Genomic DNA, 15,382 nt, shown 5'->3' on the forward strand with positions numbered 1-15,382 from the left:
GTGGGTACTGATCGTTGGCTATTGTGATCAAGACTATCTTTCACGCAACACCTTTACGATTTCACCTACATTTCACGACACTGCGCCAAAACGCCCCTGCGCGAGACCCGCTCAGCACCCGGTGCGGCGCAGGATGACGGGCAGCGTCATGATCAGGATGTGCAGATCGCGGACCAGCGACACCTCACGGCAATAGGCCTCGTCGATCACGGCCCGCTGGCGGAAACTGGTGGCATTGCGGTCCCCCACCTGCCACGGGCCGGTGATCCCCGGACGCAGCGTGTAATAGCTGTCGGGCTTGCCATAGAGCGACAGCTGGTCGACCATCATCGGCCGCGCGCCAACCAGGCTCATATCGCCGGTCAACACGTTCCAAAGCTGTGGCAGCTCATCCAGAGAGGTCGCGCGCAGGAAACGTCCGACACGGGTAATCCGCGGATCATCCTGCAGCTTCTGGGTTTCGTCCCATTCACGGCGCAGCGCGGGATCCTCGCGCAGCACCCGCTCCAGCATGCCTTCGGCGTCGCGCACCATGGTCCGGAGCTTCAGGATATGGAACACCCGCCCGCCCTGGCCGATCCGCTTCTGCCGATAGAACGGCAGCCCGCCCTCGACCCACAGGGCCAAGGCGCAGATGATCACCAGCGGCAGGACAAATGGCAGCCCAAGCAGCACGATGGTGACGTCCAGCACACGTTTGCCGAACTTCACGTAGACGCCATGGTCATAGTCATAGGATGCGTCCCGGAATGCCGAGGCCAGCGCCATATCCGGCAAGTCCCCGACCCCTGCAACTGCGACCGCCCCACGATCCAGCGTTTTCATAGTCTAACCCCCAATATAACTCGCACACGGTCGTGGCCTGGATCAGGCGACAAGCGATACTCTTTAAACCCCTTGAGCATCATCCCGTCTGGTCCATCTGCTCCCCAAGCGATGGACCGCTGTGATCGACAGTGCGCCAGAAGCACCTCCGTGCCTCCAAACTCTGTCTATAAACTTACTGTATTTGACAAAAAATCGATGTAAATCTGATCGAAGGGTTACCAACCCCTACCTTTTGGCGCTTCCTACGCCGTTCGGGGAAACAGTCCAACCCTTCCGCCGACATTGTATACGAAAGAGCATCAGCGCGATCCTTTCTTGCCACACAGAATCAGGATCGGCGATGTGAACGGCGCAGGAATCAAGGCGATTTTGTGGCGGCGCTGCGATAGCTTCCGGGACTCTGGTCGGTCCAGCGGCGGAACGCATCGTTAAAGCTGCTGAGGCTCGAATAGCCGAGCAGAAAGGAGATCTCGGACAGCGATTTCTCGTTCTGCCGCAGGTAGCGCAACGCCAGCGATTTGCGCACGCCCTCCAGAATGGCAAAGAAACTGGTGCCCTCGCTGGCGAGTTTGCGCGACAGCGTCCGCTGGCTCATGTCCAGCAGCTCCGCGACCTTGGCGAGGCTGGCCTCTCCGTCCGACATGCCGTCCATGATCAGCCGTTCCACGGTAATCGACAGGGAATTCTGGGCCAGCGTGTCAACGCGTTCCAGCAGTTCCGCATGCTCCATGAGCAGGCGCAGCAAGCCCGGGTCGGCGCTTTGCAGGGGCTGATCCAGGTCGCGCTCGCGATAGCAGATCCGGTTCACCCGCGCCCGATACCCCGGCGCCACGCCGAGAGCAGAACGGGCCACCTGGGCCGGGACATGTTCCGAATGCATGAAGTCCACCTGCACCGGCGACACCTGCCCACCGCTCAGCTCCTTGAGCGTGCGGATCAGGAACGCGGCAGTGAACTCGCTCCAGTGCCGCAGATTCAATTGCCCCTGGGCGCCGTAGTCCCACTGCAGATCCGCATATCCCGCGGCGGGTCCAAATGGCGCGCCCGGAAGGATGATCCGGAATTGCCCGCTCAGGCGGGTGAGAGTCTGAAGCGCTTGTCGCAGCGTCGAGGAGGCTCCGATTGCATATCCGGTCAGCCCCGCGTCGCGCAGGGCGCAAGCCCGCGCCAGCGTGTAGCCGATGTCCGGCGCGGCGAGCAGGTCTTCGGCCGCGTCCAGCACCATGGCGTGTTCATGGACAGGCAAGGCCTGCACCACAGCGGACCCGCGATCGGAAGACGTGGCCTCCTGCTGCAACGATGCGAGTACGTTGTGCCCCTTGCCCGCCGCGTATCGTGCAAGCAGCGCTATGAAGGGCCCCCCGTTTGGGGCAAAGACATCACTCATGACACGCCTCCCGCAGGTCGGGAGGTCCCGCATCGCGGATGAGGTGTACTCAGGCCGCCGATCTCGTTTCGACGCTTGTCCAATACGGCAGTTCTTCCCATTGCTGGACCTCACACAGACGCATCTCCTAGAAATTAAGATGCGTTAACACATTTCAAAAACTTACATAGTCCATAGAGCCGCAGAGCAGGAAAAGATCCCAACTGTTGCGCAGAAGGCAAAGTTTCGCGCTCTGATTGCGGGACCTTCGGGCACCCATGCTACGCTTATTTCGTCCGGCAGCGGGATCTAGCCTCAGGTTACCCAAAACTCTAAAATTTTCAGCAATGCATTGGTCTAATTCAGCGAACCAAAGGTATAGTCAGACTAAACCGAGGATTGTGACGCCCTGCGATTGTGTTTTTTCAAAAAACACGGCATCAGTACCGGCAAAGTTCCAGATGCCCGGGGTCGCTCATGTCCGCCACACCGCCCACCTCACCTTGGATCGCCTTTGATCCCCACCACAGCCCGCCACGCGCCTGGACGATCGACGGCGATCAGCTGAATGTGGCGGCAACGGAGGTGTCCGACCTCGACGCTGCGCTGGCGCTTGCCCCCGGCGCGCCGCTGATCACCTGCGGCGCAGAGGGCGCGCAGGCGGTGCCGGTCCCGGCCAAACCGGCTGATCTGCCCGCCCGTGCAACCGCGCATGCAAGCGGACGAGTCCGGAGCATGCCGCCGCTGTCGCAGGCGCAGCCGGATCTGCGCCTTACCGGATCGGTCTGCCGCATCGATGGTTTTCTCAGCCTGAACCCGTCTTGGGATGGTGTGATCTGCGTGCCGGGCCCCGTTGCCACCGATTGGGTCCTGATCAGCGCCTCGGAAATCGTGAGCTTCCTCAGCTTCGCAAGCTGGCCGTTGATTGCCAGCATGTGCCCCGCGGCACAGCCAGGGGACGCGGCTGATGTTGCCGCGCTGACCGAGCCGCTGCAGGATGTGCTGTCCAAACCGGAAACCCTGGCCTTGCGCCTGGCGGAAATCCGGTCCCAGCAGGCTGCCGCGCGGCTCTCCGACGCCGCTGCGCTGGGACGGACCTGGGGCGCGGTACTCGGCGCCGAACTGGCCGCTGCAAGGTCCTATTGGCTGGGGCAGAACATGGCCCTGATCGCCACCCCAGACTTTGCCGCGCCCTACCTCAAAGCCTTCGAGAGCCAGTATATCCCGGTGACACAGGCCGATGAGGCGCGCATGACGCTGGCTGGCCTGGTGCGCGCCTATCATCGCACCACCTGACGCCGGGCACTCCCGTTCGGACCTGATGGCGCTCCCCCTGTGCGCGGCGCGCCGCCCCAGTGCGCGACCGATACGGTGTCGGCTATGGTCGCGCTCGGGGCAGACCAAGGCGCGGCCAGATCAGTGGCGACAGGCGGGATGGCCCGCTCTCAGGCCCCGCGCTGACCCTGCTCGGCCATGGCATAACGAGTGCCCGGCGCAGGTGGGGTCTCCGGCGGGCCGGCGAAACACTGCGCCTGCGCCATCCAGGCACCCGCGGTGGCGCCGGTCACGCGCAATCCGGTATCCGCCAGATTGCGGACTTGCGTCACCACCTGCGCAAACTCCACCGCCTGCCCCTCGATCCGATTGGCCTCATCCGGCGCATTCCAGCTCCAGACCTCTCCCGATGGTGCCTCCAGACGCACCTGGGGCGGAACCGGCGGCACCTCCTGTCCCCGCACCTGAAAGCTCCAGCCGAAGGTGACAACACCCAGATGCACGATATTCCGGATCCGACCGCTTTCGGGACGTGTCGCCCCCAGCAGGTCAAAGATCGCCTGCCCATGCGCCCAGGTTTCCATCTGGCGCGCGGTGACCGCGCTCAGGGCGCTCATGTCCGGCCCGACCCAGCACACCCTGGATTTCGGATCCGCCTGCGCAAAGGCATCGGCGAGCTGTTCGCTGCCCTGCATCCAGGCCTCAAACAGCGCCGCCCCGCCAAGCCCGTTCAACCAGGGCCGCTGCAAGCTCAGAATGCTCTGCCCCGCATCCAGCCGTTCCAGCGCCGGCCCCATCATGGTGTGAAACGCCGACGGCCCCTCCAGTGCGGCGGCAGCCGCGGCGTTGAAGAAATGCAGATGACCAAGCACGTCCTCGACGGTCCAGCCCTTGAACTGGGTCTGCATGCCATAGATCTCTTGCGGCTGGCGACCGATACAGGCCGCCAGCACACGGCTTTCTTCGCGAAAATCCTCGGCTTGCCTCATTGCCCCTCCCGATAGGTGTCAGCCCGTTGCCGCCCTACCCTCAACAGCGACGCGAATCCTTGCAAGGTGCCGTGTGACTGGTGACGCAACGGAAACAATGGGCATGCCGCCGCCGCACCGTCGAGAATGCGGCCCCCAAAAAGGGCGATTTTGTATAAAAATTGAGAAAATTTGGAGGCACCCTCGCCCGCCTTTCTATTCTGGCGCCATGCGGTCAGCCAGTGCCACCCGTCCCGGTATGAGGGAGCGGTATGCTGGCCCCCGTGTGGTGGAAGTGAGTAAATCAGATTTGAGGGGATGGTGGCCATGACATGGTTCTCATTTGGCTGGGGGAAATCCTACAGCTTTGGCGGAAAGTCGCATTTCGGGGGCAAGTTCAGCAGCTGGAACAATCACGGCTGGAACTACGACGCGTGGTCCGGCTGCAGCGGACGCGCGAAATCCTGGCGCGATCACGATGATGACGACAGGGATGACGACAAATTCGGCTGGCACTTCGGACGCGGCAAACATCAGCGCGACGACGACGATGACGACGGGCGCGACTGCGACGATGATGATCGCGGCGGACGCTGGGGGCGTCATCGTGACCGGGACGACGATGACGACCGTGGCGGACGTGGTCACAAATGGTGGGACCGCGACGATGACGACGACCGCGGCGGACGTGGACACCGATGGTGGGACCGCGATGACGACGATGATCGCGGCGGACGCGGGCACAGATGGTGGGACCGCGACGACGATGACCGCGGCGGCTGCGGTCGGGATGACGACGACGACGATGATGACGGCGGCGACACGGGCGGTGATACTGGCGGTGATACGGGGGGCGACACCGGTGGTGACACAGGTGGCGACGGTGGCAAGGTCACCATCGACTTCACCCTCGGCGACAGCCAACAGCTGACCTTTGAGGTCAGCCAGACCGAGCAGGGTCAGCTGTTCTTCAAGGTGGTGCCAACCTCCTGGGACAGCGAAGAGACCGACATCGACGGCATCTTCATGAACCTGACAGATGACGAAACCGCCGAAGGGTTGAACATTCACCCCGATGACAACGCGATCCCGCTGACCAATACAGAGGTCGACCCCAACGCGGTGAACTCCCTGGCAGATGGCACCACCCTGTCGGAGACCTTCGACATCGGGCTTCAGTTCGGCCAGACGCCTGACAGCACCGACGGCTATGTCGACAACCTGTCCTTCACGCTGTGGTCCGACAATGGCCCGCTGTCGCTGGAAGACGTCGACCTGAGCCGCATCGCGCTTGTCACCGGTCTGGACAGCGACTCTCCCGAGGTCATCGTCGGCGGCTATGACGATCCGGACACATCCGAAGATGAGACGGCCAACCTCGACGACGTCATGGCGCTCATGTCGCAGGAGGTCTCGGACGAGGACGACACCACCGCAGAAGAAGAAGACGAACTGCTCGAAATGGTCTGACCCGAGCACGGTCCGACACAGGCTTTGGGGCGCTCGCGGGCGCCCCATTTGCATTTGTGCGGCAGGCGCCGTGCCCCGTGCCCTCCGACAGGAGACCTGCGCCTAGGGCAGCGGGTCGGTCCGGAATAGGCGCACTTTCAGCCCCCCATGGGCGATCGGCGCGCCCAGCGGCAGAAAGGGCAGTCCCGTCGCCCTCGCCAACTGGGTGTCGCTGGTCACCAGCCCGACACGCCAGCCGGAGAACCGGGTCTTCAGAACCTCGCCCAGCGCGCCATAGACCGCATAGAGCTGTTTCTTGTTGCCGATCCGCGCGCCGTAGGGCGGGTTGACGATGACCAGTCCCGCCGGCCCCTCCGGGCGCTCAAGGTCGCTCACCGCCGCATGGCCAAAGCGACACAGGTCCGACACGCCCGCGCGCTCTGCGTTTTGCGTTGCCATCTCCACCGCCCCTGCGTTGCGATCAGATCCATGGTGGCGCAGCTCGGAATGCAGCGGCGCGGGCAACTGCGCCTTGAGCGCCTGCCAGACGTCGGCATCAAAATTGGCAAGCCGCTCGAAGGCAAACGGCCGCCCCCGCCCCGGAGCCAGACCCCGCGCGATCTCTGCCGCCTCGATCACAAAGGTGCCGGAGCCGCACATCGGGTCCAGCACCGGCTCCTGTCCGTCATAGCCACAGGCCCGCAGCATCAGCGCCGCCAGGGTTTCCCGCATCGGCGCCTTGCCCACCGCGACCTTGTGGCCGCGCTTGTGCAGCCCCTCGCCAGAGGTGTCGACGCTGAAGATGCAGGTATTGTCGTCGATCCGGACCTTCACCGTCACCGGCTCGGCCTGATCCTCCTCGCCGGCGATCGGCGCGCCCAGCTCTTCGGTGATTGCGGTCTCGATCCGCTGGGTGGCAGCGCCGGCGTGATAGATCTTGGATTTCCGGTTTGTGACCACCTCGACCCGGACCGGCACATCCGGCCGCAGCACCTCGCCCCAGGGGAATTTGCGCGCGCGTTTGTCCAGTTGCGCCAGATGAAACGCCCGGAAGGACCCGATCCGGGCCAGCACGCGTGTCGCGCCCCGTAGATACAGGTTGGCACGATACACATCCTGCCAGGTCCCCTCAAAGGCAACCCCGCCGGGCACCTGCCAGGGATTGGCAAATCCGGCCGCGCGGGCCTCCTGGCACAGGGGTGTTTCCAACCCGGGCGGGGCGATGAGGAATATTTCAAACGGAGCATCTGCAGTCATGACGGCTCTCATAGCCGGAATCACGGCGCTTCAACATCCCAAAAAACCGGTCGCAACACGGAGTGGCAAAGCGACGTCTGGTCCGCAAAACCCCGCGACCGGCGGATTACCGCAGGTCAACGGCGCGGCGCAGGTTGAAAAAAATCACATTTATTTTCAGCGCTCTACAAGATTACTAAAAAATTAGTTTGACAATTCCCCGTCATCAGTGAACCCTCTTTGCCAGTTGGATGCGCAAAAAACATCCGACCTTACAGACTTTAGGGAGGAGAAAGATGCGGAAGTATCTTTTGACCGCAGTTGCAGCTGGTGCTGTGATTGCGGCAACGGGTTCGTATGCCGATGAGGCAGCAGCCCAGAAATGGATTGACGAGGAGTTTCAACCCTCGGTCCTGACCAAGGACGAACAGCTTGCAGAGATGCAGTGGTTCATCAAAGCTGCCGAGCCCTACGCGGGCATGGAGATCAACGTGCTCTCCGAAGGCATCCCGACGCACAGCTACGAATCCGAAGTGCTGACCAAGGCGTTCGAGGAAATCACCGGCATCAAGGTGAACCACCAGATCCTCGGCGAGGGCGAAGTGGTTCAGGCGGTGCAGACCCAGATGCAGACCAAGCGGAACCTCTATGACGCCTATGTCAACGATTCCGACCTGATCGGCACCCACTCGCGCCTGCAGCTCGCCTACAACCTCAGCGACATGATGGAAGGCGAGTTCAAGGATGTGACCAACCCCGGTCTCGACCTTGACGATTTCATGGGCACCCAGTTCACCACCGGCCCGGATGGCGACCTCTACCAGCTGCCCGACCAGCAGTTCGCCAACCTCTACTGGTTCCGCAAGGACTGGTTCGACCGCGAAGACCTGAAGGCGGCCTTCAAGGAGAAATACGGCTACGAGCTGGGCGTTCCTGTCAACTGGTCCGCCTATGAGGACATCGCCGAGTTCTTCTCCGAGGACGTGAAGGAAATCGACGGCACCGCGATCTATGGCCATATGGACTACGGCAAACGTGCGCCGGACCTGGGCTGGCGGATGACCGATGCCTGGCTGTCGATGGCCGGTGCGGGCTCCAAGGGTGAGCCGAACGGTGTTCCGATCGACGAATGGGGCATCCGCATGGAAGAAGGCACCTGTAACCCGGTGGGCGCAAGCGTCACCCGCGGTGGGGCTGCCAACGGTCCGGCGGCGGTCTACGCGATCCGCAAGTGGGACGAATGGCTGCGCAAATACGCGCCTCCGGGTGCGGCGTCTTATGACTTTTACCAGTCCCTGCCGGCACTCGCCCAAGGCAACGTCGCCCAGCAGATCTTCTGGTACACCGCCTTCACCGCCGACATGGTGAAGCCGAAGTCCGAAGGCAACAACACCGTCGACGACAACGGCACGCCGCTGTGGCGGATGGCGCCCAGCCCGCATGGCCCCTACTGGGAAGAAGGCCAGAAGGTCGGCTATCAGGACGTGGGCTCCTGGACCTTCCTCAACTCCACCCCGATCGACCGTGCACAGGCAGCCTGGCTCTATGCGCAGTTCGTGGTGTCGAAAACCGTCGACGTGAAGAAGTCCCACGTGGGTCTGACCTTCATCCGCGACAGCTCCGTCAACCACGAGAGCTTCACCGAACGGTCCGAAAAACTCGGCGGTCTGGTGGAATTCTACCGTTCGCCCGATCGCACCGCATGGTCCCCGACCGGCATCAACGTGCCGGACTATCCCAAGCTGGCGCAAATCTGGTGGCAGCAGATCGGTGACGTGAACTCCGGTGCCTTCACCCCGCAGGAAGCGATGGACCGTCTGGCGCAGGAAATGGACATCACCATGTCCCGCATGCAGCGCGCTGACGAACAGGCAAATGTCTACGGTGGCTGTGGCCCGCGTCTGAACGAAGAAAAAGACGCGGAGTGGTGGTACGCCAATGGCGGCGCCAAGCCGAAGCTGGAGAACGAAAAGCCGCAAGGCCAGACCGTGAACTACGACGAGCTGGTCGCCCGCTGGGCCGCGAACTGATCTCCCTGGGGTCCTTCCCCTGACTGCCGGGCCTGATCATCGGGCCCGGCCCCACCTGCCCCGGCTGTTCGGCCTCTCTGCAACAGCGGCCCGCCGGCCGGGGTTTTTCCTTCGAACCTCTCGAAACACAGATTGCCCCGCGCACGCCCTCGACGTGAGCGCAGGGCCGGAAAGTTCCAAACCACCATGGCACTCGAACTCAGATCCGTGACCAAGCGCGTGGGCGGTGATCTCCATATCAAGGAGACGTCCCTGACGCTCGAACCCGGTCACTTCAACGTCCTTCTGGGCGCCACCGGGTCGGGAAAGACCTCTCTTATCAAGATGATGGCCGGGCTTGACCCGATTGCCTCCGGTTCTGTCCTGATGGACGGGCAGGATGTGACCAGCCTCAGCACGCAAAAGCGCAACATCAGCCTCGTGCATCAGTTCTTCATCAACTATCCGCATATGACGGTCTACGACAACATCGCCTCGCCGCTGAAGGTTGCCGGCATGGCCAAGTCGGAGCTGGACGACCGCGTGCAGGAAGCCGCAAAGATCCTGCAACTGACCCCGATGCTGCACCGCCGCCCGCATGAGCTTTCCGGTGGCCAGCAGCAGCGCACCGCGCTGGCCCGCGCCATCGCCAAGGAAAGCCGGGCGGTGTTCCTGGATGAGCCGCTGGCGAACCTCGACTATAAACTTCGCGAGGAACTGCGCGACCAGCTGCCCGAACTCTTTGCAGGTCGTGGTGCCGTGGTGGTCTATGCCACCTCCGAACCCGAAGAGGCGCTGCTCCTGGGTGGCAAGACCGCCCTGATGCGCGACGGGCGGGTGACGCAATTCGGCCCCACCGCCGAGATCTACCGCAACCCCGAAAACGTGGAGGCCGCGCGGGTGTTCTCCGATCCGCCGATCAACACCGCCACCATCACCAAGCAGGGATCTGAGGCGCGTCTGGGCGCGGATGTCAGCTGGACTCTCGACGGTGCGGCGGCCGGATTGCAGGACGGCACCTACACCATCGCCATTCGCCCGCACCACGTGGTGCCGGTGGCCGAGGCCGCCGGTCTGGTGAAGCTCAACGGCCGGGTGCAGGTGACCGAGCTTTCGGGTTCTGAGAGTTCCGCGCATTTCGACCTTGCCGCCTCCGGGCAGGAGACCTCCTGGGTGTCGCTCAGCCATGGCGTGCACCCCTACGAGGTCGGCGAACTGCATGATTTCTATATGGATCCCCGGGCGGCTTATGTCTTTGCCCCCGACGGCTCCCGCGTGGCGTGAGGCGATAAGATGGCCAAGATTACCCTGTCCAAACTGCGGCACAGCTACCTGTCCAATCCCAAATCCGACAGCGACTACGCGCTGAAGGAGATCGACCTCGACTGGAACGACGGCGGTGCCTATGCGCTGCTCGGCCCCTCCGGTTGTGGCAAATCCACCCTCTTGAACATCATTTCCGGTCTGCTGGTGCCCTCCGAGGGCCAGATCCTGTTTGACGGTCAGGACGTCACCAAACTGCCCCCCGACCAGCGCAATATCGCGCAGGTGTTCCAGTTCCCGGTGATCTACGACACCATGACCGTCTACGACAACCTCGCCTTCCCGCTGCGCAATCGCGGTCGGGACGAGGCCACTGTCGAACAGCGCGTCATGGCGATCGCCGAGATGCTGGAGGTCACCGAAATGCTGGGCCAAAAGGCCGCCGGCCTCAGCCCCGACAACAAGCAGAAGATCTCGATGGGGCGTGGCCTCGTGCGCGAGGACGTCAATGTGGTGATGTTCGACGAACCGCTCACCGTGATCGACCCGCATCTGAAGTGGAAGCTGCGCTCCAAGCTCAAAGAACTGCACCAGCGCGTCAAGGCGACGATGATCTACGTCACCCACGACCAGACCGAGGCGCTGACCTTTGCCGATCAGGTGGTGGTGATGCAGCTGGGCGAAGTGGTGCAGATCGGCACCCCGGTCGAGCTTTTCGAACGTCCCGCGCATACGTTTGTCGGCCATTTCATCGGCTCGCCGGGCATGAACATCATCCCCTGCTCTTACGATGGCAGCGCCAGGATCGAGGGCCAGCCCGTCACCTTGGAAGGTCCCGTGCGCGGCACCCCCACCGGCCAGACCGAAATCGGCATCCGCCCGGAGTTTGTCTCGCTGTCTGACAGCGGCCTGCCCGCCACGGTCACCAAGGTTTCCGATGTGGGCCGCCATACGGTCGTCGAATGCGACTGCCTCGGCCACAAGGTCAACGCCGTGATCGAGGAAGGCGCCGCACCGCAAAAGGGCGACAGCACCCACCTCGCCTTCCGCCAAGACCAGACCCGGCTTTATGTCGACGGCTGGCTCGCCACTGATCCGGAGTAACAGCAAATGAAAACCGAAAACCAAAAAGCATGGTTCTTTGTGCTGCCGGTCCTGCTGCTGGTGGCCTTCAACGCCCTGATCCCGATGATGACCGTCGTCAACTACTCCGTGCAGGAGACCTTTGGCGACAACGTCTTCTTCTGGCAAGGGTTGGACTGGTTCGAACAGATCCTGCGCTCGGACCGTTTCCACGCGGCCCTTGGGCGACAGTTCCTGTTCACCTTCCTGATCCTCATCATCGAAGTGCCCTTGGGCATCGCCATCGCCCTGTCGATGCCGCGCAAAGGGTTCTGGGTGCCGGTCTGTCTCGTCCTGATGGCGCTGCCGATGCTGATCCCGTGGAACGTCGTCGGCGCGATGTGGAACATCTTCACCCTGCCCGACATCGGCCTTCTGGGGTACTTCCTGAACCACACGCTGGGCATCAACTACGACATGACGCAGGACCCGATCGCGGCCTGGGTGACCATCGTCACCATGGACGTCTGGCACTGGACCTCGCTGGTGGTGCTCCTGTCCTATGCCGGTCTTGTCTCAATCCCGGACGCCTACTATCAGGCGGCTAAGATCGACGGCGCATCCAACTGGTCGGTGTTCCGCTACATCCAGCTGCCGAAGATGAAGACCGTCCTCACCATCGCCATCCTGTTGCGGTTCATGGACAGCTTCAACATCTACACCGAGCCGTTTGTCCTCACCGGCGGTGGTCCCGGCAACTCCACCACGCTGCTGTCGATCGACCTGGTGAAAATCGCTCTTGGTCAGTTCGACCTCGGCCCCGCCGCCGCGATGTCGCTCATCTACTTTGCAATCACGCTTCTGGTCAGCTGGCTGTTCTACACGCTGATGACCAAAGACGATCAGAACTAAGGGAGGGACCAGATATGCAGAAACGTTCCATCGTCCCCATCGTCTATATCCTGTTCCTCATGCTGCCGATCTACTGGCTGGTGGCGATGAGCTTCAAGACAACCAATGAAATCCTCTCCGGCTTCTCGCTGTTTCCGCAGACCTTCACGCTGGAGAACTACAAGGTGATCTTTACCGATCCCAGCTGGTACTGGGGCTACATCAACTCGATCCTCTACGTGTCGATCAACACGGTGATCTCGGTCTGCGTGGCGCTGCCTGCGGCCTATGCCTTCTCGCGCTACCGCTTTCTGGGCGACAAGCAGCTGTTCTTCTGGCTGCTGACCAACCGGATGGCGCCGGCGGCGGTCTTTGCGCTGCCCTTCTTCCAGCTCTATTCCGCCGTCGGTCTCTTTGACACCCATCTCGCGGTGGCGCTGGCGCATTGCTTGTTCAATATTCCGCTGGCGGTCTGGATCCTCGAAGGGTTCATGGGCGGCGTGCCAAAAGAACTGGACGAGACGGCCTATGTGGACGGCTATTCCTTCCCGCGCTTCTTCGTGTCGATCTTCCTGCCCGCCATCAAGGCCGGCGTCGGCGTGGCGGCCTTCTTCTGCTTCATGTTCTCCTGGGTCGAACTGCTGCTGGCCAAGACCCTGACGGCAGTTGCGGCAAAACCGATCGCCGCCACCATGACCAAGACGGCCTCATCTGCGGGCTACGAGCTGGGCCTGCTGGCGGCAGCGGGCACCTTGACCATCATTCCGGGCGCGATCGTGATCTATTTCGTCCGCAACTACATCGCGAAGGGCTTCGCGATGGGGAGAGTTTGATATGCTGAGCTGGATGGCCTGGACCTGGCCCACCGCCCTTGTCTTCATCGGGATCTTTTCCGCCATCGGCGTGCTGATCCTGCTGGAAATCCGCACCCCCGGCGGCGATGCCCGCAAGGGTGTCCTCGGCCTCACCACCACCCGGGGAGACCGATTGTTCATCACGCTGCTGGGCACCTCCTATATCTTCCTGGCCTGGCTGGGCCTGATCGGAACACCGCTCTGGATTCCGCTTGGTCTGGCGATCGCCTGGGGCATCTTCTGCTTCTGGAAGGTCTAGAGGGCCCGCGGGTCAAGGGGGCCGCAGGCCCCGCCCAACGGGCGGCTTGCCCTTGACGCGCCAGTCCAAACACACTCAAGAACGGTCCTGAGGGCACACCTGCCCCTCAGGACCATCTCAGCAAACCCGCACCGCTTCGCCTCACACGCGCCCTGCACGCGCCCTGTGCGGTCCGGCCATCACCTCTCCTGAGACGTAGAATCGGCGCGCGGAAGCGCACAATTTTACACCCCGGCGCCGCTCCGCCACGCATCTTCTAAAAAAATAGTTTTCGCAGGCGCCGAAATCCCCTAACCTGATCCCGATCATAACGCGATCTCCGCGGCTTCTCCCCGGTTGCGGCACCGCAAAAGCAAAGCTTGGACATTATGCGCAAGAAACAGGACCACTCTCTGCTGACCGAGGTCGAACTTGAGTTCATGACCGTGGTCTGGGATCTGGGTCAGGGTTCCGTGCGCGACATCCTTGCCGAGCTGAACAAGGTCCAAGAGCGCGCCTATACATCCGTCGCCACTGTTCTCAAGATCATGGAACAGAAGGGCTTTCTGACCAGTGAACGGGTCGACCGTTCGCTTGTCTATCGCCCGGCGATCCCAAAGGCGGATTATCAAAAAACATCGCTCAAGAACCTGTCGAGCAAACTCTTCAACGGCGCACCCGCTGCCCTCGTGGCCCGGCTCGTCGATGACGAGGACATCACCGATGACATGCTCGTTGAAATGCGTGCCTTGCTGAACGAAAGGCTGGGGGACAATGAAAGCTGATGCGCTTCTGAACGCTTATATCGACCTCAATCTGCTGGTATGCGCCGGCGCGCTGCTGTGGCTCGTCGCGCGGGCCGGATTGCGGCGCACCTCCCTGGCGACTGTCTATGGCCCGCAATTGCGATTGCTGAACGGCATGACCGTGCTGCTGGCCGTCATGCCCGGCCTCGTGCTGGTGCTGAACGCCAGCGGGCTGGGGCATCCGCCCACCCTCTCCGATGTTCTGGTCTCGCAGTATCTTCAAGGCAACGTGAGCATGTCCGCCTCCCGCTTTGAAACCCTGATCGGCCTGCGCGAGGATCTGATCCGCACGCTCAGCGCCGGCAGCGCGATCTGGAGCCAGATCGCGGTGGTTGCACTGGTCAGCGGCACCTTGATCTCCGGCGCGCTGCTGGTCCGGGCCGTGATGCGCCTGCGCCGCGCCCTGGCCTCCGCCTACCACTGGAAACGCATCGGCCGGGTCGAGCTCTTGCTCAGCGACCACACCGCGGTGGCCTATTCCACCCGGGGCCTGCGCCGGCTTTATGTGGTGCTGCCCACCGCCCTGCTGAACGACCCGCTGGATCTGCGCCTGACCCTGGCGCATGAGCTGCAGCATTTCCGCCAACGCGATGTCGAGACCGCCTTTTTGATGGAATGCCTGCGGCCGCTGCTGTTCTGGAACCCGGCCTTCTACCTCTGGCGCCGCGACATGCGTGCGGTGCGCGAATTCGCCTGCGACCAGGCCCTCAGCGCCCGGTCCCGCTTTGATCTGCGCAGCTATTGCGAATGCCTGATCCGCTCCACCGAACGGGCGCGCAAGACCCCGATCTACCTGAGCCCCCGCAGCCCCTCGGTGGCGCTGCTGCAACGGCGCGAGATCCATAGCGCCCCGATCCTTGCCCGCCGCATCATCGCGGTCACCGAACAGCGCCCCGATGGGCCGCAGCATCTGGTCTGGACCGGCGTCGCCGCCGCCATCGCCTGCGCCGTGGTCGCCACCGCCTTCCTGATCCAGCGCCCCGGGGACTGGAGCCACGACCGCATCATGCTGTCGACCATCGTGAACCTGGAACGCATGGCCCATCGCAGCGCCGCGCAAACCACGGTTTCGGCGCTCAATGGCGGCTTTGTCACCTCCTCGGACTGACCCGCAACAGCGCTCAGGATTTCTCAACC

At 62.7% G+C, this 15,382-nt stretch carries 14 protein-coding genes; 10 read left to right on the forward strand and 4 right to left on the reverse strand.

Going from position 1 to position 15,382, the window contains the following annotated elements:
- Positions 1 to 111 precede the first annotated feature (111 nt).
- Positions 112 to 825, reverse strand: coding sequence for a sugar transferase (locus tag MHM97_RS15250; protein ID WP_239323227.1), 714 nt, complete (start codon positions 823 to 825; stop codon positions 112 to 114).
- A 361-nt stretch (positions 826 to 1,186) separates the two neighbouring features.
- Positions 1,187 to 2,215: a helix-turn-helix transcriptional regulator gene (locus MHM97_RS15255; RefSeq protein WP_239323228.1), complete on the reverse strand. Its 1,029-nt coding sequence runs from the start codon at positions 2,213 to 2,215 to the stop codon at positions 1,187 to 1,189.
- A 456-nt stretch (positions 2,216 to 2,671) separates the two neighbouring features.
- On the opposite strand from MHM97_RS15255, the gene MHM97_RS15260 reads away from it, so the two are divergent.
- Positions 2,672 to 3,490: a 2-dehydro-3-deoxygalactonokinase gene (locus MHM97_RS15260; protein WP_239323229.1), complete on the forward strand. Its 819-nt coding sequence runs from the start codon at positions 2,672 to 2,674 to the stop codon at positions 3,488 to 3,490.
- 149 nt (positions 3,491 to 3,639) lie between these two features.
- On the opposite strand, the gene MHM97_RS15265 is transcribed toward MHM97_RS15260, so the two are convergent.
- Positions 3,640 to 4,458: a TIGR03084 family metal-binding protein gene (locus tag MHM97_RS15265; protein ID WP_239323230.1), complete on the reverse strand. Its 819-nt coding sequence runs from the start codon at positions 4,456 to 4,458 to the stop codon at positions 3,640 to 3,642.
- Between the two features lie 306 nt (positions 4,459 to 4,764).
- On the opposite strand from MHM97_RS15265, the gene MHM97_RS15270 reads away from it, so the two are divergent.
- The gene (locus tag MHM97_RS15270) at positions 4,765 to 5,907 is read left to right on the forward strand and encodes a hypothetical protein (RefSeq protein WP_239323231.1); all 1,143 of its coding nucleotides are present in this window, start codon (positions 4,765 to 4,767) and stop codon (positions 5,905 to 5,907) included.
- A 102-nt stretch (positions 5,908 to 6,009) separates the two neighbouring features.
- Here the strand turns inward: MHM97_RS15270 and MHM97_RS15275 are convergent, their stop codons facing one another.
- On the reverse strand, positions 6,010 to 7,143 hold the full coding sequence (locus MHM97_RS15275) for a THUMP domain-containing class I SAM-dependent RNA methyltransferase (RefSeq protein ID WP_239323232.1): 1,134 nt from the start codon (positions 7,141 to 7,143) through the stop codon (positions 6,010 to 6,012).
- A gap of 275 nt (positions 7,144 to 7,418) precedes the next feature.
- Between MHM97_RS15275 and MHM97_RS15280 the strand changes: the two genes are divergently transcribed.
- The 8 genes from MHM97_RS15280 to MHM97_RS15315 all read left to right on the forward strand — a co-directional run bounded on the left by MHM97_RS15280 (position 7,419) and on the right by MHM97_RS15315 (position 15,353).
- Entirely contained in the window at positions 7,419 to 9,152 is a 1,734-nt protein-coding gene (locus MHM97_RS15280) for an ABC transporter substrate-binding protein (RefSeq protein WP_239323233.1), read from the forward strand.
- Positions 9,153 to 9,338: 186 nt separating this feature from the next.
- Positions 9,339 to 10,415, forward strand: a complete 1,077-nt coding sequence (locus MHM97_RS15285; RefSeq protein ID WP_239323234.1) for an ABC transporter ATP-binding protein — start codon at positions 9,339 to 9,341, stop codon at positions 10,413 to 10,415.
- Positions 10,416 to 10,424: 9 nt separating this feature from the next.
- Positions 10,425 to 11,498 carry an ABC transporter ATP-binding protein gene (locus MHM97_RS15290; protein ID WP_239323235.1) on the forward strand — a complete coding sequence of 358 codons (1,074 nt, stop codon included), beginning with the start codon at positions 10,425 to 10,427 and terminating at the stop codon, positions 11,496 to 11,498.
- A gap of 6 nt (positions 11,499 to 11,504) precedes the next feature.
- Complete coding sequence (locus MHM97_RS15295; protein WP_239323236.1) at positions 11,505 to 12,368, forward strand: carbohydrate ABC transporter permease; 864 nt, start codon at positions 11,505 to 11,507, stop codon at positions 12,366 to 12,368.
- Between the two features lie 14 nt (positions 12,369 to 12,382).
- Positions 12,383 to 13,180 carry a carbohydrate ABC transporter permease gene (locus MHM97_RS15300; protein WP_239323237.1) on the forward strand — a complete coding sequence of 266 codons (798 nt, stop codon included), beginning with the start codon at positions 12,383 to 12,385 and terminating at the stop codon, positions 13,178 to 13,180.
- Position 13,181: 1 nt separating this feature from the next.
- Entirely contained in the window at positions 13,182 to 13,460 is a 279-nt protein-coding gene (locus MHM97_RS15305) for a DUF2160 domain-containing protein (protein ID WP_239323238.1), read from the forward strand.
- Between the two features lie 368 nt (positions 13,461 to 13,828).
- Entirely contained in the window at positions 13,829 to 14,224 is a 396-nt protein-coding gene (locus MHM97_RS15310; protein WP_239323239.1) for a BlaI/MecI/CopY family transcriptional regulator, read from the forward strand.
- Positions 14,214 to 15,353 carry a M56 family metallopeptidase gene (locus tag MHM97_RS15315; protein WP_239323240.1) on the forward strand — a complete coding sequence of 380 codons (1,140 nt, stop codon included), beginning with the start codon at positions 14,214 to 14,216 and terminating at the stop codon, positions 15,351 to 15,353. Before MHM97_RS15310 ends, MHM97_RS15315 begins: the two co-directional genes overlap by 11 nt.
- Positions 15,354 to 15,382: the final 29 nt, after the last annotated feature.

The organism is Epibacterium sp. Ofav1-8, assembly GCF_022348185.1.
In the GTDB taxonomy this organism is placed as follows: domain Bacteria; phylum Pseudomonadota; class Alphaproteobacteria; order Rhodobacterales; family Rhodobacteraceae; genus Epibacterium.